Origin of the sequence: Methylacidiphilum kamchatkense Kam1 (genome assembly GCF_007475525.1) — a bacterium.
GTDB lineage: Bacteria > Verrucomicrobiota > Verrucomicrobiia > Methylacidiphilales > Methylacidiphilaceae > Methylacidiphilum > Methylacidiphilum kamchatkense.
The window spans coordinates 1,553,865-1,573,861 of sequence record NZ_CP037899.1; the positions used below are offsets into that span (position 1 = coordinate 1,553,865).

At 42.7% G+C, this 19,997-nt stretch carries 18 protein-coding genes, 1 tRNA gene and 1 pseudogene; 16 read left to right on the forward strand and 4 right to left on the reverse strand.

Annotation, left to right across the window (positions count from 1 at the left end; all coding sequences use genetic code 11):
* Positions 1–24: 24 nt before the first annotated feature.
* Genes kam1_RS07230 through rplI form a run of 5 tightly spaced genes read left to right on the forward strand, consistent with a single transcriptional unit; the run spans position 25 to position 2,752 of the window.
* The gene (locus kam1_RS07230; protein WP_039720558.1) at positions 25–687 is read left to right on the forward strand and encodes a 50S ribosomal protein L25; all 663 of its coding nucleotides are present in this window, start codon (positions 25–27) and stop codon (positions 685–687) included.
* A gap of 57 nt (positions 688–744) precedes the next feature.
* Positions 745–1,290 (forward strand): aminoacyl-tRNA hydrolase, encoded by a 546-nt coding sequence (pth, locus tag kam1_RS07235; RefSeq protein WP_052250365.1) that lies wholly within the window; start codon positions 745–747, stop codon positions 1,288–1,290.
* A 42-nt stretch (positions 1,291–1,332) separates the two neighbouring features.
* On the forward strand, positions 1,333–1,668 hold the full coding sequence (gene rpsF, locus kam1_RS07240; RefSeq protein WP_039720556.1) for a 30S ribosomal protein S6: 336 nt from the start codon (positions 1,333–1,335) through the stop codon (positions 1,666–1,668).
* Positions 1,669–1,674: 6 nt separating this feature from the next.
* Complete coding sequence (locus kam1_RS07245; RefSeq protein ID WP_039720555.1) at positions 1,675–2,115, forward strand: single-stranded DNA-binding protein; 441 nt, start codon at positions 1,675–1,677, stop codon at positions 2,113–2,115.
* Between the two features lie 58 nt (positions 2,116–2,173).
* Positions 2,174–2,752, forward strand: a complete 579-nt coding sequence (gene rplI, locus kam1_RS07250; RefSeq protein ID WP_039720554.1) for a 50S ribosomal protein L9 — start codon at positions 2,174–2,176, stop codon at positions 2,750–2,752.
* A gap of 188 nt (positions 2,753–2,940) precedes the next feature.
* Here rplI and kam1_RS10165 read toward each other — a convergent pair whose 3' ends face one another.
* Positions 2,941–3,384: a hypothetical protein gene (locus kam1_RS10165; protein WP_172616763.1), complete on the reverse strand. Its 444-nt coding sequence runs from the start codon at positions 3,382–3,384 to the stop codon at positions 2,941–2,943.
* Here kam1_RS10165 and bamA point away from each other — a divergent pair.
* The 9 genes and pseudogenes from bamA (at position 3,364) to kam1_RS07300 (ending at position 14,448) form a co-directional block, all read left to right on the forward strand.
* On the forward strand, positions 3,364–5,559 hold the full coding sequence (gene bamA, locus kam1_RS07260; protein ID WP_244946016.1) for an outer membrane protein assembly factor BamA: 2,196 nt from the start codon (positions 3,364–3,366) through the stop codon (positions 5,557–5,559). The genes kam1_RS10165 and bamA overlap by 21 nt on opposite strands.
* A 349-nt stretch (positions 5,560–5,908) precedes the next feature.
* Positions 5,909–6,508, forward strand: coding sequence for an OmpH family outer membrane protein (locus kam1_RS07265; RefSeq protein WP_039720552.1), 600 nt, complete (start codon positions 5,909–5,911; stop codon positions 6,506–6,508).
* Positions 6,509–6,585: 77 nt separating this feature from the next.
* The gene (lpxD, locus tag kam1_RS07270) at positions 6,586–7,647 is read left to right on the forward strand and encodes a UDP-3-O-(3-hydroxymyristoyl)glucosamine N-acyltransferase (RefSeq protein ID WP_039720551.1); all 1,062 of its coding nucleotides are present in this window, start codon (positions 6,586–6,588) and stop codon (positions 7,645–7,647) included.
* Between the two features lie 11 nt (positions 7,648–7,658).
* Positions 7,659–8,975: a homoserine dehydrogenase gene (locus kam1_RS07275; protein WP_039720550.1), complete on the forward strand. Its 1,317-nt coding sequence runs from the start codon at positions 7,659–7,661 to the stop codon at positions 8,973–8,975.
* Positions 8,959–10,059, forward strand: coding sequence for a threonine synthase (thrC, locus tag kam1_RS07280; RefSeq protein ID WP_039720549.1), 1,101 nt, complete (start codon positions 8,959–8,961; stop codon positions 10,057–10,059). Before kam1_RS07275 ends, thrC begins: the two co-directional genes overlap by 17 nt.
* Before the next feature lie 119 nt (positions 10,060–10,178).
* A pseudogene (locus tag kam1_RS07285) lies at positions 10,179–11,545 on the forward strand (3-isopropylmalate dehydratase large subunit).
* Between the two features lie 35 nt (positions 11,546–11,580).
* On the forward strand, positions 11,581–11,922 hold the full coding sequence (locus kam1_RS07290) for an SH3 domain-containing protein (protein ID WP_039720548.1): 342 nt from the start codon (positions 11,581–11,583) through the stop codon (positions 11,920–11,922).
* A gap of 61 nt (positions 11,923–11,983) precedes the next feature.
* A tRNA-Ser gene (locus kam1_RS07295) sits at positions 11,984–12,071 on the forward strand.
* 34 nt (positions 12,072–12,105) lie between these two features.
* The gene (locus tag kam1_RS07300) at positions 12,106–14,448 is read left to right on the forward strand and encodes an HAD-IC family P-type ATPase (RefSeq protein ID WP_039720770.1); all 2,343 of its coding nucleotides are present in this window, start codon (positions 12,106–12,108) and stop codon (positions 14,446–14,448) included.
* An 845-nt stretch (positions 14,449–15,293) separates the two neighbouring features.
* On the opposite strand, the gene kam1_RS07310 is transcribed toward kam1_RS07300, so the two are convergent.
* The 3 genes from kam1_RS07310 to kam1_RS07320 all read right to left on the reverse strand — a co-directional run bounded on the left by kam1_RS07310 (position 15,294) and on the right by kam1_RS07320 (position 17,509).
* On the reverse strand, positions 15,294–15,656 hold the full coding sequence (locus tag kam1_RS07310; RefSeq protein ID WP_039720547.1) for a hypothetical protein: 363 nt from the start codon (positions 15,654–15,656) through the stop codon (positions 15,294–15,296).
* Positions 15,657–15,703: 47 nt separating this feature from the next.
* Positions 15,704–15,931, reverse strand: a complete 228-nt coding sequence (locus kam1_RS07315) for a hypothetical protein (protein WP_052250406.1) — start codon at positions 15,929–15,931, stop codon at positions 15,704–15,706.
* A gap of 375 nt (positions 15,932–16,306) precedes the next feature.
* On the reverse strand, positions 16,307–17,509 hold the full coding sequence (locus kam1_RS07320; protein ID WP_143958347.1) for an SMI1/KNR4 family protein: 1,203 nt from the start codon (positions 17,507–17,509) through the stop codon (positions 16,307–16,309).
* A 175-nt stretch (positions 17,510–17,684) separates the two neighbouring features.
* On the opposite strand from kam1_RS07320, the gene kam1_RS10725 reads away from it, so the two are divergent.
* A complete protein-coding gene (locus kam1_RS10725; RefSeq protein ID WP_235276621.1) occupies positions 17,685–19,283 on the forward strand; it encodes a hypothetical protein in 1,599 nt (532 codons plus the stop codon).
* A gap of 13 nt (positions 19,284–19,296) precedes the next feature.
* A complete protein-coding gene (locus kam1_RS07330; protein ID WP_143958348.1) occupies positions 19,297–19,953 on the forward strand; it encodes a hypothetical protein in 657 nt (218 codons plus the stop codon).
* The last annotated feature ends 44 nt before the right edge of the window (positions 19,954–19,997 follow it).

The window sequence follows — 19,997 nt, forward strand, 5'->3', positions numbered from 1 at the left end:
AGCAATTAACAAGGGGCAATCACTATGGCACAATCTATTACATTAAAGGCTAACATAAGGAAAGCCGTCGGCAAGTCCGCTGTCAAAAAACTCAGAGCCAATGGACGGATCCCAGCTATTCTTTACGGAAAGAAATCCAATCTTCCTCTTGAGATCCCAGCAACAGAACTCAGAGACCTTTTTCATGGCAAAAGAGTGGAAAAAGTGCTTTTAAACCTAGAAATCATAGATACCGAAGAGAAAAAATCGACTCTGGCATTTCTTCAAGAAATCCAAATCCATCCGATTACCGATAAACTCATCCATTTGGATCTCCACGAGCTATCTTCGGATGAAAAGCTGCACGCAGAAATTGACCTTGTTTTTGTTGGAGAACCCCAAGCGTTAAAATCCGGCACTGCCAATCTAGATATTTCGCTGCGAAGACTCAAAATAAGCTGTTTTCCTAAAGATCTTCCCAATGCCATCCCGGTTTCTATAGAACAGTTGAAAATGGGGGAATCGCTTCACGTGGCGGATATTCCTTTGCCACCAGGAGTGGAGTGCCTCAATCCCAAAAATCAAGTGGTCCTCTCTTTGGTGGCAACTAAAGGAGAAGAAGAAATTGAAGCCCCGGCTGGAGAAGCTGCTGAACCGGAAGTCATTAAGGAAAAGAAGCCAAAAGCTGAAGAATCAAAAGGAGAATAAGCTGGCTCTCCTTCTTCAGTTGTATGGCCTACTTAAAGGAAATATGCCGTGTTTCGCATGGTGGTAGGGCTTGGAAATCCCGGAAAGGAATACGAGGATACCAGGCATAATATAGGGTGGAAAGTCGTAGAGGAGCTGGTAAAAAAAGAACGGCTTTCATTCGTTATAGATAAAAAGAGCTTGGCTAAAGTAGCTTTAAAAGAAGATCTTTGCTTTCTGCTCCCTCTAAGCTATATGAATTTGAGCGGTAAAGCCGTTGGAGCTTTTCTAAAAAAATGGAAATGCGATCCAAAAGAAATATTAGTTCTTCTCGACGATATTTCTTTACCTTTGGGAAAACTGCGATTTCGGTTTAAAGGCTCTTCTGGGGGGCATAAAGGATTGCAGTCTTTGATTGACGAACTGCATTCTGAAGAGATTCCAAGACTGCGTTTGGGCATAGGGCCCTTACCTGAAGGGGAAGAACTGGTTCATTATGTCTTGAAGCCTTTTAAGGAAGAAGAAAAGGAAAAAGTTAAGGAGATGATCCTAAAAGCAATAGATTTTTTTGATTGTTTACAAAAGGAAGGAGTTGAAATTGCCTTGAACAAATTTAGTTCGTAGAAGTATGTATTAATAAAAAAATGGAATGCTAGGGACAGTATCATGAATAGAACATATGATGCTTTATATATTCTCGATATCCAAGGGAAAGAAGAAGCGATCAAAGAACTTATCGAGCAGATTGAAAAAACGATAACGACTCTAGGAGGAAAGATCCTCAATATCCAAAAAATGGACAGAAGAAAATTTGAAAGGGTCGCTGGAAAAATTGATTCGGGTTATTACGTAAACTTCGGATTTGAAATACCTCCTCATTCTTTAAAAGAACTCGAAGCAAAATTAAGAATTAATCCTGCGATTTACAGACAATTTTACGTGAAAAGAGAACCGAGTCGTATTACTATTCAAAAGAATGATGTAGAGACGCTCTTGACTTAAGATCTTATGGCTGATTTAAATAAGGTTTACCTCATGGGAAATTTGACTAGGGATCCTGAATGTCGTTACACTCCCAAAGGGACCCCCGTAGGGGATATTTCTCTTGCGATTAACAGTTCGTATCGGGCCCAAGATGGCCAGGTAAAAGATGAAGTTTGTTTTGTAGAAGTTGTGATATGGGGTAGACAGGCAGAAACCTGTAAAGAATTCCTTCAAAAGGGCTCTTTGGTATTTGTCGAAGGAAGGTTGCAGATGGAGCAGTGGGAAACCAAGGAAGGAGAAAAAAGGACTCGGATGCGAGTCAGAGCCGATAGAATTCAGTTTTTGGGAAAGACTAAAGGAACGGGAAGTAATGCGGCAGGATCAGAATCTTCTCCTTCCAAAGCCGAAACGACCATTTCTCCCCCTGAAGAACAACAAATTAATGAAGATGATGTTCCCTTTTAGTTCTTGACAACAAGGACAGGGAAATAGAAAAAAAACCTTCCATTGCATAGGGTTTATTATGAATATAGAGGTCATTCTCAATAAAAAACTTGATAAAGTTGGTGCTGAAGGAGATCTAGTAACAGTCAAAGCTGGATATGCCAGGAATTATTTGATTCCTAAAGGATTGGCTACCCTGGCCACCTCGGCCACAAAATTGCAAGTCGAGCGGCTCAAAAAAATTCGAGCTGAAAGAGAAGAGAAGGAAAAAGAAGCGGCTTTGGAACTAGCTTCAAAAATTGGCTCTCTCCGACTGACCTTTAATCTGATTGGCGAAGAAAAAACCAAGAAAGTCTTCGGTGCCGTCACTTCTCAAGACATCTGTGAGAAGCTTGCCCAAGAGGGAATCGAGATAGACCGGAAAAAAATTTCTCTCGAAAGACCGCTTAAGGAATCTGGATTGCATGTTGTACCCGTTCATGTTCATCAAGAAGTTTTAGCTCAACTTCAGGTGGAGTTGGTCTTCCCAAAGAAAGAAACCGAAACGGAAACAACTGCTAGCCAAGAGAAAAAAAACGACAAAAAAAAGAAAAATAAAAAGGGAGCTCAAACAAAAAAGACTCAAACTAAGAAAGGTGAAACTTCTTCTTCCACATAGCAACATGCAGCCCTGCCGAAAACGGTTTTAATAAAAAAACTAACCCACTTTGCCTCTTTGCTATGGTGAATAGTTTGACGGGGATAGCAGGGAAAGGAAAGCTCTGTGAAACCCAATGCTTTTCTCTTTTTGTTTAAGCAAACCAGAGAAGAAGTTCTCCTTCGAGCGCTATTCCCCATTCTTTTCCTCTATTTGATAGGCCTCATAGAAGTATCTTTTAGCCAGTCCACTGCTGATGGTCTGAATCTACCTCCGCTGCCCTCCTCCATCGATTCACAGCCGCAACCTAAAGGATTGTCTCCTGAATCGAATCCACCTACAACAAATCCTGCAAACCAATCGAACCTCGCCCAAGAACAAAGAGAACAGTTGCTCCCATCGGCTCCTCGCCTTACCCCCCCACCCCACCCCAACCTCCTCCTGAGGAGGAACATCCTGTAGAGCAGGCTGAAAAGCCTGTCCCACAGGCAATACCAATCAAAAAAAAACCAAAAAAAATAGTTGGTCCTCCTAGTGGGGCTGAAAGCCAGAAGAAAGGACCAACAGTCAAAGAAATAGAGATCGTTTACGTCGGCCCCAAGTCCGTAAACCGGTCTATGATCCTTTCCAACATGCGCACAACGGTGGGACAACCCTATTCGGCAACAACCATCGAAGAAGATGTCAGAAATCTTTATGCCACTGGTCTCTTTACCAATTTGAGGATTACCACCGAAACAGTAGCCGAAGGAGTCAAGGTCATCGTTATCGTTCAACCTAAACCCCTAGTGAAAGAAGTCACCATTCAAGGAGCAAAACAAATCCCAGTAGAAAGGATCAGAAAACAAGTTAAAACAAAGATTGGGGATCCTTTAAGTGAGTTTCAAGTCTCAGCCGATGCTGAAAAAATCCGGGAGTATTATCAAAATCATGGATTTGGCAATGCTCAGGTGACTTATAAAATAGATGTCAACGAAGAATTTGGCCGTGCCATCGTCAGCTTTTCCATTTCCGAAGGAGAAAAGCAGTTTATCGTTATGGTTAATTTTGTTGGGAATAAAGCTTTCAGCAATGCCGAACTACAAAAACAGCTCAAAACGAAAAAAAAGAACATTCTGTCTTTTGTTAATAAATCAGGGATTTTTAAAGAAGACCAACTACAGGAAGACCTAAGAAAGCTCAAAGAATTTTACCAGGATCACGGCTATATCGATATGCAAATAAAAGATGTCAAAATTTCTACCCCAGAAAAAGAAAAAATGGTGGTAACCATCAGCATTTTTGAAGGCATCCAATACAAAGTGGGAACCATACAATTTCAAGGAAATGTCATTTATCCTAATTCGGATCTACTCGACAGCATCAAAATGAAAGAAGGCAGCGTCTTTTCTCCAAAAGGACTAGATGATGACATTAAAGCGATTCGTGATCTCTATGGCAAGCAAGGATATATTGATGCCGAAATAAAACCCGAACGACTAGCCAATATAGAAAATGGTAGGATTGATTTGCTTTTTAAAATCTCTGAAGGAAGCCAGGCCTACATAGATAAAATTATTATTCAGGGGAACAATCAGACCAAAGACAAGGTCATCCGCAGAGAGCTTGCCGTCACTCCAGGAGATGTGTATGACAGCGTTCGGGTGGAGGCAAGCAAGAAAAGATTAGAAAACCTCGGCTACTTTGAAAAAGTGGAAATAAATCCCCAAGACACCAACGTTCCCAACCGGAAAAACATGGTTATTTCTGTCCAGGAAAAAAGAACAGGAAATGTGACTTTTGGACTTGGATACAGCACCATTGAGAGCCTGCTTGGTTTTGTCGAGCTAAACCAAGGGAATTTTGACATCGCTAATCCCCCTTCCTTTACGGGTGCCGGTCAGAAATTCCGGTTTCGGTTGCAGCTAGGCATTTTTATGGAAAGTGCCATGCTTTCTTTCACTGAGCCGTGGTTTATGGATCAACCACTTATGGTTGGTTTCGATCTGTTTTTCAACCAACTTACCTATCTGCAGTTTTATAACGGCTTTAACGAAACCCAGTATGGCTTAGACTTGCGCTTGGCCAAACGACTCAATCAATGGTTTACCCTGTCGACCCGCTACGATTTTAATGTCTATGATCTGTGGGGCTACCTCCCAGAGGTAGAGAACATTCCCGTTTTTGCTCAGAACAGAGGATCGAGAACACAAAGCGATATCACCATGGATTTGATTTACGATAGCAGAGATAGCGTCTTTGTCACCAGACATGGTACCTTCCTGGATTTCAATATCTTAGGCGCTGGGGGGCCACTCCTAGGCCAAACAGACATTTACAGACTACAATTGGATATATCCCATTTTGAAAATTTCCCTCTATGGGATATTATCATGTGGAATCATCTCACTACAGGATTTGTCCAACAGTATGGGAAAAGCAGTTTCGTGCCCCTTTTTGATAGTTATTTTGTAGGTGGCCCTCGGTCATTGCGAGGATTCGATTATAATCTAGTCGGTCCTAATTACCTGCCTTTGGATTTCCCCATCGGGGGCCAAACCATGGCGGTTTGGAACTTAGAGTTTACTTTCCCTGTAGTCGATCGAGTCAGATTTGCGGTTTTCAATGATATGGGCTTTAATGCTGGATCCCTGATTGGACCCAATCAATATGTCCCTACTCCCTTTGTTGCTGGCCAAGGAATTAATATCGATGCCGATTATGGTTTTGGTTTAAGATTGTTTTTACCTATTGGCCCCCTACGATTGGACTATGGTATTCCTTATTTGAGACAGAGTTGGTTGAATAAAACGGGAAGGTTTTATTTTGATGTCGGCTATTCCTTTTAAGGAACGAAGCAAAGCAGCCTTTAGGAGCAAGCCGTTGGGATCTTCTCTAAAACTCTAAAGGAGAAGGGCGATCGCAATGGTTTGAGGATCGAAAACGAAAAGGATAGAAAATGATTTGACAAAACAAGAATTTTTATTTTTGATAATGGTTCTTAAAACTAAAAAAAGAATTGTCAATATGGGAAAAAGGAATTGCTTGTAAGCAGAAACAAATCCCATATATTTTCTAGCTGTAAACTATATTAAAAAAGGGGTAATTTAGAAGGGAAAAGATCTTAGAAAGAAAGCTTAAAACCTTCTAACTTAGCTATAGGATTTCCATTCATAATGAAGAAAAAATAAAAAGTCTATGAAACCATTTATCTATCTTACTACTATTCTATGTGCTTTATCCATTACATCTGGGTATTCTCAACAGGTATTGAAAATTGGCGTTGTTGATCTTCAAAAAGCTTTCAATGATTTTTATAAAACCAAAGAAGCCGATGCCGAAATGAAATCCAAAGTGGCTGCCTTCGAAAAGGAGCGGCAAGAAATGGCCAATGACTTAAACAAGGTTGGAGAAGAGGCCAAAAAAATGCACGATGCAGCTCAGGATAAGACTCTTTCTGAAGCGGCTCGGGCTGAAAAACAGAAGGCTTTCGAAGCAAAAGCTCAAGATTTCCAAGCCATGCAAAGGAAATTCCAAGAATTTCAATATGTCCGAACAAAGGAACTAGAAGACCGTTCCCAAAGGATCCGTCAAAACATTATCGATGATATCACCAAAGCGATTTTAGAAATCAGTAGCCGCGAAAAATTTACGCTCGTTTTTGATAAATCAGGTAAAAGCCTTAGTGGCACCAATGTCTTACTGTATTGTCAAGACGTTAAGGATATTACCGATGAAGTCATTCGAACAATAAATGCGACCAAACCTCAGCCAAAGGCTGCCTCTACATCTCCATGATCCCTTAGTAGGGGGGGAGGGTTGGGCTTTTTTGCTTCAAGGCTGGAGGAACCCATCCACTTTAAAGGAATCTAAAAGTGGTCTCTTATTCAGTTGGACAGTTAGCCGAGCTTGTTGGAGGCATTATTGAAGGAGATCCGGAGTTAAAGATTACAGGTGTCTCCGACATTTTTGATGCTACCAAAGGTCAAATCACCTTTTTAAGTAATCCAAGATATGAATCGGCCGTTGAAAAAACGAAAGCTTCGGCCATCGTTGTTTCAAAAAATTATAAGGGTTCAGCCCCTGCAACATTGATTCGGGTAGAATCCCCTTCCCTTGCCTTTTCAGCGATCATTTCCCTTTTCTGTCCAAAGCCTGTTGCCTATGCACCTGGCATCCATCCCACAGCCATTCTAGGCAAGGAGGTAGAAATCGGCAAGGAGGTAAGTATCCAACCCTATGCTGTGATCGAAGATGGCGTCAAGATAGGCGATAGGGTAACCATAGGGGCCTTCGTTTTTATTGGCAAAGAAAGTGTTATTGGAGACGATTCTTTTCTCTATCCTCATGTGACAGTACGAGAAAGAACGGTGCTGGGCAAAAGGGTGATTCTGCATTCAGGAGTCGTTGTCGGATCCGATGGATTTGGATATGAAAGAAAAAATGGAAAGCATGAAAAAATTCCACAAGTTGGGATAGTCCAAATCGACGATGATGTGGAAATTGGAGCCAATACTACGATCGATCGAGGCAGATTTGGGAAAACCTGGATTCAAGAAGGCTCTAAAATCGACAATCTTGTGCAGATTGCGCATAATGTCGTGATTGGCAAACATTCGATTATTGCCGCTCAGACAGGGATTTCTGGCAGTACTTCTCTCGGCAATCAAGTGACATTGGCTGGCCAAGTCGGCATCGCTGGGCATATTCATATTGGCGAGGGAGCCACCATCACGGCCCAATCTGGAGTAACCAAAGATGTCCCGCCTTATTCTGTTCTTTCAGGCCGTCATGCGCGACCAATACAGCTTACCCACAAACTAGAAGTTCTCTATAATCGGCTTCCTGAAATCTGGGAAAGACTCAAGAAATTGGAAAAACAACTGGGGAGGGAAGCCAAGCCCTCTGAGGCTGATCAAGACCTCTCAACCGAATAGGTTTCTTGAATATGAAAGCTTTTAATGTCGGATTGATTGGCCTAGGTAACGTTGGCTCTCGTGTATGGCATAACCTATTAACCCACAAAAAATTATTAGCAGAAAAATCAGGGAAAATTATTGAAATCAAGAGGGTTGCCCTCCGTTCGCTCCAAAAAGGATATAACTTAGGCATCCCTAAAGAGATCCTGACGACTGATTGGCAAGATATTGTCAACGATCCGGAGATTGAAGCGGTAGTAGAGTTAATCGGTGGGATTGATATTTCTTATGAAATTATTACAAGTGCCTTAAAAAAAGGAAAGGATGTCGTAACCGCTAACAAGGCCCTTCTGGCAAACCATGGGCAGCAGATAGCCAACCTTGCTTTTGAACAAAAAAGAAGGATTCTTTTTGAAGCCAGTGTAGCTGGAGGCATTCCTCTTCTACAGGCTATTCAAGATGGACTGGTAGCGAACCGATTTCTGATGATTGCTGGGATCGTCAATGGCACTTGCAATTATATTCTCACCGAGATGACAAGCCAGAAAAGTTCTTATGCTGAGGCTCTCAAGAAAGCCAAAGAACTTGGCTATGCGGAAGCAAATGAAAAACTAGATGTGAGCGGTGAAGACAGTGCGCATAAAGCAGCTATCCTCTGTGCCCTCTCCTATAGGTTCTGGCCTAAAGTCGAAGAAATTTATACAGCCGGTATTGAATCTGTGGATCCCATGGATATCCAGTATGCGGCGGATCTGGGATATGTTTTAAAACTGCTGGCCATTATAAAAAAACATCCCCATTCGAAAAAGGTTGAAATTCGGGTACATCCAACCTTACTTAAAAAAGATCATATTCTTAGTTCGGTTTCTGGAGCATTCAATGCCGTCATTGTGAAAGGAGATATAGTGGGCGATCAGTTATTCTATGGAAGGGGAGCAGGTGGGGATCCCACAGCCAGCGCCGTACTGAGCGATCTGGTAGAACTTGCAAGATATCCTTCGGATGCCTATCATGCAAGGATTTTCTTTTCCAGCACTGAGAGCGAATATAAGATTATGCCTATTTCGGAAATTATTTCCAGGTATTATGTCAGGCTTAATGTCGTCGATAAACCAGGGGTACTGGCGTCTATCGCTCAAATCCTTGGACGAAAGAATATTGGCATATCCTCTGTCGTTCAACCAGAGGTCTCAAACCTTTCCCAAGGCGTACCTCTTATTATCATGGTCCATGATGCCAAAGAAAAAGACTTTACAGAGGCTTGTGCCGAGATGTCTAAACTTCCTTTTCTTAAGGGAAACCCAGTGATATATAGAGTAGAGGATTTTCATGCTCAAAGTGAATAATGAAAGATCATGGCAGGGAATAATTAAGCAGTACCGGGATCGCCTTCCCGTATGCGCTAATTGCCCAGATATTACCCTTCTCGAAGGCAATACCCCCTTAATCCCTTCAACAAAACTTCCCCAGCTTTTTGGGAAAGGATTGAAAGTCTATTTTAAGTATGAAGGCCTCAATCCTACCGCCTCTTTTAAAGACCGAGGGATGGTGGTTGCCATCACCAAGGCTTTGGAACAAAATAAAAGAACGGTTATCTGCGCTAGCACCGGCAACACCGCCGCTTCAGCAGCCGCTTATGCGGCAAGAGCTGATTTAAAATGCTTTGTCTTTCTTCCACGTGGAAAGATCGCTTTAGGAAAACTCTCGCAGGCCGTTATGCATGGAGCAGAGATCGTGGAGATTGATGGATCCTTCGATGATACCATGCGAATGGTTATCAAACTAGCCGCGCTTAGACCGGAGATTGAACTAGTTAATTCCGTCAATCCAAGTCGGATTGAAGGACAAAAAACAGCAGCTTTTGAAATTTGTGATGCCTTAGGCGATGCTCCAGACATTCATATTCTGCCTGTAGGAAACGCCGGGAACATTACCGCCTATTGGAAAGGCTATAAAGAATATCATGAAAGCAAGCTTTCAAGCAAACTGCCTCAGATGCTCGGATTTCAAGCAGAAGGTGCGGCTCCTATTGTGAAAGGCAAAATCATAGAAAATCCAACGACGATTGCATCAGCTATACGAATCGGTAATCCAGCAAGTTGGAAAAAAGCTGTAGCAGCAGCCAGAGAATCCTCTGGAAAAATTGATTCCGTCACGGATTCTGAAATCATTGAAGCCTATAAGTTTCTGGCTACCAAAGAAGGCATTTTTGTCGAACCTGCCTCCGCTGTATCGCTTGCTGGTTTTTTGAAAATCTGTAAAGAAAATACCCTTGCTAAGAATACGACTGTGGTGATGACCCTCACAGGGCATGGCCTCAAAGACCCAGCTTTCTCTGAATCTTTCTTTAGTTCCTTCCCACACCACCAGATCCCTCCTTCGATTGATAAAGCCTTAGAAATTCTAGAAAATGCAAAAAAAAGAAACTAAAATTCGATTGAGAAAGATTACTTTTTCCTTTTATTCTTTTCTTATGGATTAGATGACTATTCCTCCCTACGAGGATTATTTATTGTTATTAATTCCATTATCTATTGTTTTTTTTACTTATGACGTTAACAGAAAAGATACTTGCAAAAGCTAGCAAAAGATCGAAAGTCTCTCCTGGAGATAATATTTGGGTGGAGACCGACATTCTCCTTACACATGATGTTTGTGGGCCCGGAACCATTGGCGTCTTTAAAAGGGAATTTGGGAAAAACGCCCGCGTGTGGAATCCTTACAAAATCGTGATCATGCCCGATCACTACATTTTTACTTCCGATTCTCTTTCCAATAGAAATGTGGACATTTTAAGAGCTTTTGCAAAAGAACAGGGCCTTCCCTATTTTTATGACGTCATTGATGATCCCAATGGGAACTGGAAATTTGATCCTCTTAAAGGGCCCCTACGACGTCAGTACGGAAGGCATTATGCTGGTGTTTGCCATACCGCGCTTCCTGAAAAAGGCCATGTCCGACCTGGAGAAGTGCTCTTTGGAACCGATAGCCATACATGCACAGCGGGGGCTTTCAACCAGTTCGCAACGGGAATCGGAAATACGGATGCAGGATTTGTAATGGGAACCGGAAAACTGCTCATCAAAGTTCCTCCAACTATCCAATTCTATCTTGATGGAGAACTTCCAAAAGGAGTCATGGCCAAAGACCTCATCCTTTACATCATTGGGGAAATTGGGTTTGATGGAGCTACTTACATGGCCATGCAGTTTGAAGGCCCAGGAGCCTTTTCCCTCTCGATCGAAGACAGAATGACGATGGCGAATATGGCCATAGAAGCAGGCGCTAAAAATGGGATATTCCCAGCAGATCAGAAAACTATCGACTATGTCAATCAGAGGATTTTAAAGAATGGCACCAAAAAAGAATTCGAAATCGTTGAGTTAGAAAAAAATCAAAAGTTCTTTGCTTCTTACTCGATCGATCTTTCTAAGATTGAACCGACTGTGGCAGCCCCACCTAATCCAGCTAATAGATTTAAGGCTAAAGAACTGGCTTCCGTAAAAATTGATCGCGCCTATCTCGGCTCTTGTACTGGAGGCAAGCTCACCGATTTTATTGCTTTTGCCTCGATTCTTAAAAACAATACGGTAAGCGTAGAAACTTTCGCCGTACCTTCTACCCCAGAAATCGTCGATCAACTCCACAAAATAGAGATGGAAGGACAAAGCCTGTGGGAAATATTAGTTCAGGCAGGAGTGAAAATTACAGAAAATCCCTCCTGTGCAGCCTGTCTGGGGGACCAATGGACACCTTTGGGAGGGTTAATAAGCCGCTGGTGTGTATTTCTTCGACAAACAGAAATTTTCCTGGGCGGATGGGAGATAAAGCTTCCCTTGTTTATTTGGCTTCTCCAATGACGGTGGCGGCTTCCGCCATTAAAGGAAAAATTACGGATCCTAGAGAATTTCTCTAACTTCTTTTTGTTGAAAATCAGGAGATAATAAAAGGATGGGAAGGTGGATTTCGAAAATAAAAAAATGGAACTGGCCTCTAATCCTTCTGCCTATTATGGCATTTACTTTCCTCTCTTGTTCCTCGACCATTGGAGGGTATGAATATAATTTAGTGACTAAGGAAAAGACTCCTTTTTATACTCAAGGGCCCGGAGAAGAAGTGCCCGATAGTTATCTAGAAAAAGGGACACGGTTAAAACTGCTTGGCTCCACAGGCGAAGGGTTCGTTCGGGTAGAAACCACGCGGGGCAAAAAAGGATTTGTTCCTGTATCCTATCTTGAAAAGCAAGATGCTTATTATGGCGCTCCTTCAAGCAGTTTTGGTCCAAATTGGTAACAAGGGGTCTTAAGAAAATACATTTTCTAATTACACTTTGCCATTTATAATAATAAGCACTGGACAGATGCCGGAGTGGTTGATCGGGCACGCCTGGAGAGCGTGTAGTCGGCTAAACCGACTCGAGGGTTCGAATCCCTCTCTGTCCGCTTTGTTTCCTTGATCGTAGCTAGGAAAACCTTTGTGCCTTACGACAGCAACAAGCTTTACTTAGGGTTATCATGGGCGGAAGCAAAAAAACGGTTGTTAGCAGAGGGTCCTAATACTCCCCCTGAAAAGAAAGAATCCCCTTTATTCCTGTTTCTTTCGAAATTTTGGGCTCCTGTTCCATGGATGCTTGAAATAACGATTCTTTTAGAAATCCTTCTCCACCGAATTCATGATGGGATCGCTATTGCTGGATTCCTTGTTTGTTCCTCTATGCTTTCTTTTTTGCAAGAGTACCGTTCGAAACGTGCCCTGCGTTCCCTGCTCCATAAACTTTCTCCTAACGTTCGAGTACTCAGAGATGGCGTATGGACAACAATCCCTGCAAAAGAACTGGTTCGTGGGGATCTTGTCCTTTTACGCAGCGGGGATATTGTCCCTGCCGATCTGCAACTCATCGATGGAGAAATAGAAGTCAATGAATCAGCAATAACTGGTGAGTCTCTCCCACGTACCGTTCACCCAGAAGAAAGGCTTTTAAGCGGTTCTTTTGTGGAAGCAGGACAAGCGCGTGGCATTGTCATTGCAACAGGAGCAAAAACCCACTTTGGGAAAACCACTCAGTTGATTGAAATTGCCTCTCCCCCAAGTGAAGCACAAAAAGTCATATTCAATATCGTTAAAGCATTGGTCTATGTAGATAGTCTGCTCATCGCATTAATTTTTCTTTATGGAATTATAAAGATGGCTCCCCTATCCTTTCTCTTACCTTATGCCCTTGTTATTCTTATTGCCTCTGTTCCTGTTACTTTGCCTTCTGTTTTCACTCTGGCTACAGCCCTAGGCTCAAAAGAGCTTGCAGAAAAAGGCGTGCTCTGTACCAAACTTTCTGCTCTAGAAGACGCCTCAACTATGGACGTTTTGCTTGTAGACAAAACCGGAACGTTGACGTGTAATGAACTCAAGCTTCAGATTTTAAAGCCCTTTGCTCCCTGTTCAGAGCAAAATCTCCTGCTTTTTGCTGCGCTTTGTTCCGATCCGCTGGGAGAAAATCCTATCGATAAAGCTATCCTTGAAAAAGTAGACGAACTTCATTTGTCTACCAAAGAACTTGGTCTGGACTTTCTACACTATATTCCCGCAGATCCTAAGACTAAAATGGCTAAGGCTATATACAAAGATAAAGAAGGAAGGCAGTGCATAGTCCTCAAAGGATCTGTTCCTACCGTACTAAAAACGATAGGGATCAATGCTACAGAAGTACTGGATCAAGCAAAAACACTTGAGGCCGATGGCTCACGCATCCTTGCCGTTGCCTATGGTTCTCCTGCTGCCCATACGCTGCTAGGGCTTATCGGTTTTTCGGATCCACTGAGGACGGATGCAAAAGAATTAATCGCAAAGATTCAATGGCTCGGTATCAAAGTGGTTATGGTCACTGGAGATCAGGAATACACTGCGAAATCCATAGGAAAACAAGTGGGTATTGGAGAACATTCGATTACCTTATCCGATTCCTCAGCTATTGATCCGCAACAAATTGAGAACTACGACATTATAGCTGGGGTCTTCCCTGAGGATAAATATAGAATTGTTCAGGCATTTCAAAAGAAAAACCATGTGACAGGAATGACAGGCGATGGCGTCAATGATGCCCCAGCGCTGCGACAAGCCCAAGTAGGAATAGCCGTTGCTAACGCTGTCGATATCGCAAAATCCGCTGCTAGCCTTATTCTTACCAATCCAGGCCTGATGGATATCATTCCGGCAATCCTGCTCAGCCGTGCTATTTTCGAAAGGATCCTTACTTATATCCTCAACAAAATGGTCAAAACGGTAGAAGTAGCGTTCTTTATGACGCTAGGACTAATCGTTGGAAATACTTTTGTATTGAATCCATTTCTTGGTGTTCTTCTTGTCCTTTATAATGATGTGCTCACGCTTTCCCTAGTGACAGATAGAGTAAAACCATCCAATCGGATCCGAAAATGGCCAATCCGATCGATCGTTATTGCAGGGACAACGATCGGTAGTATGCTGCTATTCTTTTCTTTCAGCCTTTTTTTGGTAGCTAAATATACTTTAAAGCTGGATCCATCTCATCTCCAATCCCTTAGTTTCATCCTTCTCGTATTGGAAGGGCAAGCTACCCTCTACCTGGTCAGAGAACGACGCAACTGGTGGCATTCCCTTCCAAGCCCCTGGATGATAGTTACCTCGACCATGGTGCTCTTAGGCCTAACGTTCCAGGCTACAAAGGGAATTGGCATGGAAAGCATTGGATTTGCTTCGCTCATGGCTATTGTCATAGCCACTTTCCTCTATTTCTTCATGCTAGATTTTTTTAAAGTTTGGCTGTTCCGAAGACTTCATCTTTAGCAATAGCCTATATCTTTGGGAATCTCCATGGGATTATCGCCTCCGCTCAGGATATTCTCCTAGAACATCCAACAGTCCAAGGACCTCGTTTGCTTAAATTGCGCTTATTATCCAACCATAATAGGGATTATTGACTACCTGGAAAGCCCTATTAGGACAGGCATAGCGGCAAAGCCCAGGCGCTATAGTAGGCAGCTTGTCATCGTATCCGAGCAGCAGACTGTCTTCGGTCTGTGGTTGGAAGAACGAAGCGTTGAGGCTGAAAGATCTGGAAAAAGAACTGCCCGCAACGTGGCGGCAGTCCACGACTGCGACCCGAACGCAGCGCTCAACCTCAAACGGCTGGCAACCGTAACTGCCCTACCCCGTGACAAGTCCACCCGGTAACGTTGGCGCTGCGGCAGAGAGAGGCTCTGCTGTAGTCGGGAAAGTCAGGCCTGTCAGACACGAAGGCGCTCAGAGCAAGACGCATCGGAGCAGGAAGCAAACTGTGCGCACGATTGCGAATGTTTTTAATAGCAGAAACACCCAGAAGTCTTACAAAAAGAAAAGCAAGGGGATAAGCCAAAGAAGAAAGAAGGAGGTTTCACCCAAGAAAAGTGGTACGCCTCTTAGGATTTTACCAGCCTAAAGCATTTCGATTCAAATAAGCATAGAGTAGTTTCAGACTCCAATGGCAAAGTTGATCACGAACTCCAACTCCGACATCCCTGCCTACTTTGGTATACCCACACACAAGCTCTATACTTTAGGCCTATATTCCTTCCATTCAGAACCAAGAGACATTTTTTGCCGTTGGTTGTAGAACTGCTGCTATCCCGCAATGTCCAGGATTATCTTTACCTTCAAGAGCCGCAACAGGCAAAGGCCGAATGTTCTCCACAATGACTGCATAGAAAAAGCTGCTTGTGGGTTTTTGTCTCTTTTGAATGGATCAAACCTTTGCATAATCCCGGGCAATTCTGCCATTGACTAGAATCAAACCATGAAAGATGCTCCTTGCTAGCTTTTCTAACTATTGTCATCCAAACCCCTTTGCATTTCCCACAAATCATAGCAAAGGTCTTCCCAGGCGGAATGGCTTTAGCTTCTTCATAACTGTTAAGAATAGTTAGCCTTTCTCCTTTAGAGGTTTGAACTATAGTACTTTGTCCAATGGTAGAGGATAGAAAATACAAAAAAAATAGAAAGAATAACCCCTTGTGCATAATGCGGTTTTTTTTCTCTATTAAAGCAGAATATGGGCCAATTTTTTTTAAAGATAATCTTCTTGGGAAATCGACGTCGACTCCCTTTTGCCCAAAATTTCTGCTTGCGCGATCACCATTTCCTTCGAACCATCGAACCGGTATCCATTACAATTGGGGCAAAATACAGCTTTCTTCGCCACAATTGAGCCACAACTTTCACACACTTTAAATTCTTGTGGAGAGGCAATAATCCTTGCTGCCTTTTTTGCTCTATCTTCTAATGGTTCTTTCACAGCTTTAAAATACAATTCTAATAGCCAGATACAACGTTGAACTAAAAAAAAAATAATCGATCGCCTTGCAGAGTCTTTTCCACCTCTTGCCATCCAATCTGGAAGGATCCATCCCTACAGGCCTTTAACTGACCCCAACCTCTTGTGCATGCTAACTAAGAGATTCAGATCCCCACCAACTTTTCCTGTCTATAACCCTGCTCAACTATTCAATCAAATAGAAAAAGATGAAGAACAAGCCCTTTGCTATCCCCCCTTTTAAAGGGGACAAGCCTCCTTGGAATAAAAAACTGATTGACTCTCCCCCCCTCCCCCCCCCAGTAGATCGCTGTAAGCCCACAACTAAAAGATCCTATGTACTAGCCCCTTTCACAATCATTCTTCAGGTTTATTTTTCTCAACATGTAATATATTTTTTGTAGGATCCATGGCTGTTAATAAAAGAGAACGTAAACTTGGATAATCATTAAAGTAGTGTGCTCTTATTATTGGATCATTCCTACTTATACAACCTTTGATACCTTCTTCTATACAAAGAAAAAAACTACCTCCATAAAATGTTTGATCTCTATGATCACTATACATATATTCAATGTGACACTTTCTACTACATATCCCAAAAAAAACATCTATTAACTCATCAACTCTAACGATTGCTTTTCTCTCTACCTCATCCTTCAATCTACCTGCTAGTTCTCTTTTCGCTTTTTCCCTAATATAACGATTTAAGGAAGAAATAAAATAAAATGGAGTCACTTTGTTGAATGATTCATCCTTCTCAGTACGCAACCACTCGATTGGAGAAGTCTCATCAGGAATTGATGCTAAAATGATGAGCTTGCTCCAAAAACCATTGCTATACGCTAAAAAATCCTTGTAAAATTGAGGGATAGAGACTCCGAATTCTCCGTAAAAATTTCTATCAGCTTTTTCTATTGCCGAAGGGCTTGCTGGTGGCAGAAAACAGCCTTCTAAAGCATATCTGCTTTTCCTATGCGCATGTAAACAAGCTATGAGCTTCGGATCCAAACTTTTTTGTGCGTGTTTTAAATTATAAAAAATGAATTCTACCTCTGCTTTTATTAACGAATACAAATCTTCATAACTCTCCCTATCCTTTGTTGGATTGATGAAATTACACAGTCCTCCTTTATTGTAGACCGTATAGTAAAGGCCCGAAGAACTATCGTAGAGATATCTCCGAGCTAGACTTAAAGATTCGCCTAAAAGTAGCTTATGGTCATAAAGCCCTTTATAATGCGTTCTTACATACTGATTACGTGTAACAAAATAAAAAAAGTTACTTTCCTTTGGATCTTCTTCCCTTAACCACGGAAGAGAAGATTGACTGTCAATTACTGGATAAAAATAACCCAATCCAAAACTAAACCCATTGGCATAAGCCAAAAGATCCTTGTATACCTCTGGAATTGCCACTCCAAATTCCTTTTGGCTTATTTTATCGGCTTCTTCTATCGCTTGCGGAGAAGCAGGTGGATTGAATACAATATAAGGCTCTTCTGCTTCATAAGAACGAAGCGTTTCCAATAACGTATATAATTGGTGATCTAAACTCATTTTCTTTTACCTTTCTATCCAACATTCATGTTAACGAAAACTGAAACAAAACCATGCGTTCGTTGGCGCATGCATTTTGGAGTCTTCATGCAAAAAGTTCTTCAGACTTTTCTTTTCTAAGCAAGCCTCAAAAACTTTTCTTTTTTCTATTAATAATAGTGCAAGAGAAAAAGAAATGAGCAGAAAGAGGCTTTTTATTTTTTCTTTTTTTATTTTTCTTTTTTTTACCATCCCTGCCTACTCTCAACAACCAGGTGGCTATCAACCCAATGGGTCTCTATCAGGGATCGATCCAAGTCTTGGTCCTCTTATCCAAAAAGTTTTTCAGTTTGGTCAGCAAGCTAGAGAAGAAGGCGAACAGATTGCAGTAAGCATCGCCCCTTTTTTATTTTTCATGGCAGCAGCCGTCGGAGGGTTTCGAGTGGCCTTCGGAAGACCCATTATCGATGAACTCATCGATTATACCATTCATGCAGTCGTGATTTGGATCGTTGTGTATGCACAATTTCCTCAGCACCTTATTGATGCCGCCAGGCAAGCCTTGATTCAAGGAGGACTCAACTGGGGAAAACAAATCGCTAACCTTGCCTTTGATCCACCTGCAGGGAGTACCCCAACCCAATGGTGGATATGTTGGATCCATGTGCCTCCGTCCAGTGGAGTTGGAGCTGTGGCTTCACCAGGAGGAGTGTGTCCGGGCAATATAGCCGATTTTAAATTTGGACCGATCTTTGTAAGCCGCATGTTTGGACTGGCCAATAACTTGGCGATCTTTAATCCAGTGGTATACAAATATCTCAATCAAGCCTTTCAGGGACTTCTTTCATGGATGGCTATGATGCCAAATGATATCAGTCCAGTTGCTTCTCAAACCGTAACTGCCATGCAGATCTGGGCGATACCCCTTATGACTTCTATCGGCTGGGTTTTTGCTCTTGTTTTAACAGCCGCTCTCCTTTGCATTGGAGCGATATTCACTATCATTTTTAGTCAGATCATATTGCTTGGGGGTAGTGAGGCAGCCTATCAAGCCTTGACTGGGTTTGGGATTGCTCTGGTACCACTGACTTTTTTTGCTTCCTTCCGGGGTCTCTGGAGGCCAATGCTTATAGGCCTAGTCGCCGTATCAATCGTTCCGCCCCTCTACTGTATCCTAGCCGGACTTGGGTATATGATGGCTGACATTATTTTTAATACCCTCTTTGGCATTAGTGTCAGCGGAGACATGGGCTTTGTAGCTGGTGCCACAACTCTAGGAGCGATGGTTCCTATGATCATTGAAGCGACTATCGGCTGGCCGATTAACGGACTTAGCCTTTCCAACCTTTTTGGAGGCAGCGGAGGCGGCTTTTCAAGCCTCTTACAAGTCTTTCTCCAATCCATTCTTACCAATAACGGGGCTCCAGGAGGTATTCCGATTCAGCAATGCCTTGAACAAGGTGCTTCGGCTAAAAGTTCCTTTTTGTGTGCGGTGGTCTATACTATTCTAGGGTTTTTACAGGCTTCAGGAGCCTGGGTGCTCTACTCCCTTGGCATAAACATTGTTGCCGCTTTTATCTATGCTGGTTCGATGTTCCCGCTGGTAGCCGTTCGAGTCGCTTATGGTTGGTCTTTAGCATTCTCAGACATGGCTGGCGCCTTGCTAGAAGGCTTTAGCGGGCATTTCGGCAGGGTGCACGGGGCAAGCATGGAAGGACTGCAGGGCGTTGGACAGAACATCCAAAGCCGAGTAGGAGGCGTCCTAAAAGCTATTGTTGGAAAGGAGTATAAATAGGAAAAGACATGCCATGACGATCCTGTTTTCCTTTTTTTTCCTTTATAATTATATCGAATCAACCCATACCTATGCCAAGCTCTTCCTGACTAGAGAAAAAACCTACCCCTACGCCCTCACTCCCCACGTGTTTTTCGATCAAAAAGTCAATTCTTATGATAGTGGAGTCTTTCAAGCCTATATACCGGAAGATCCCAGATATCCGGCGTTATGGGCCAGGGCCTGGATTAATGGCCATCCACTGAGCATGAAAAAATATACTAGAGCGCAGGCAATTGGGACGGGTTTGGTTTCTCGGCATTCCAAATACGTCTGGCTTTCTGAGGAGTATACTGGCAGTGGGGAACTGCATAAACAGGCGGAGTTTGTCGTGCTGCCGGCAGAAGGCACCCAAAAAATAGATGAATACGTCTGTATCTTAAACTGGGATCACGTGGACCGGCCAATCGAAGAGGTGACCTTTACGATGGATCTTGGTGCCATCACTATGGCAATTCCTGGAATCGGTAGACAAAATAACCCTTTTTATGTCCAGTGGCTTTATGGCACCTTTTTCAGGCTAGAACCTCCCGGTTACCAAAGAGCCGGTAGCACCGTCAGCTGGCGCTGGACCCATATCTCAAGCATCGACCAGAAAATCCGCGTCCAATGGTATGCCTGGTATCGATGATTTATATGCGCCAATGGCGCATGTTGTTTTGATATTCTGAATTT

Bases quoted from the DNA above. Each gene is read 5' to 3' on its own strand.
- kam1_RS07230 (WP_039720558.1), top strand. From the start codon at position 25: ATGGCACAATCTATTACATTAAAGGCTAACATAAGGAAAGCCGTCGGC.
- kam1_RS07265 (WP_039720552.1), top strand. From the start codon at position 5,909: ATGAAACCATTTATCTATCTTACTACTATTCTATGTGCTTTATCCATT.
- thrC (WP_039720549.1), top strand. From the start codon at position 8,959: ATGCTCAAAGTGAATAATGAAAGATCATGGCAGGGAATAATTAAGCAG.
- kam1_RS07245 (WP_039720555.1), top strand. From the start codon at position 1,675: ATGGCTGATTTAAATAAGGTTTACCTCATGGGAAATTTGACTAGGGAT.
- rpsF (WP_039720556.1), top strand. From the start codon at position 1,333: ATGAATAGAACATATGATGCTTTATATATTCTCGATATCCAAGGGAAA.
- kam1_RS07275 (WP_039720550.1), top strand. From the start codon at position 7,659: ATGAAAGCTTTTAATGTCGGATTGATTGGCCTAGGTAACGTTGGCTCT.
- pth (WP_052250365.1), top strand. From the start codon at position 745: ATGGTGGTAGGGCTTGGAAATCCCGGAAAGGAATACGAGGATACCAGG.
- bamA (WP_244946016.1), top strand. From the start codon at position 3,364: ATGCGCACAACGGTGGGACAACCCTATTCGGCAACAACCATCGAAGAA.
- kam1_RS10725 (WP_235276621.1), top strand. From the start codon at position 17,685: ATGAGCAGAAAGAGGCTTTTTATTTTTTCTTTTTTTATTTTTCTTTTT.
- kam1_RS07330 (WP_143958348.1), top strand. From the start codon at position 19,297: ATGACGATCCTGTTTTCCTTTTTTTTCCTTTATAATTATATCGAATCA.
- kam1_RS07290 (WP_039720548.1), top strand. From the start codon at position 11,581: ATGGGAAGGTGGATTTCGAAAATAAAAAAATGGAACTGGCCTCTAATC.
- kam1_RS07310 (WP_039720547.1), bottom strand. From the start codon at position 15,656: ATGCACAAGGGGTTATTCTTTCTATTTTTTTTGTATTTTCTATCCTCT.
- kam1_RS07320 (WP_143958347.1), bottom strand. From the start codon at position 17,509: ATGAGTTTAGATCACCAATTATATACGTTATTGGAAACGCTTCGTTCT.
- rplI (WP_039720554.1), top strand. From the start codon at position 2,174: ATGAATATAGAGGTCATTCTCAATAAAAAACTTGATAAAGTTGGTGCT.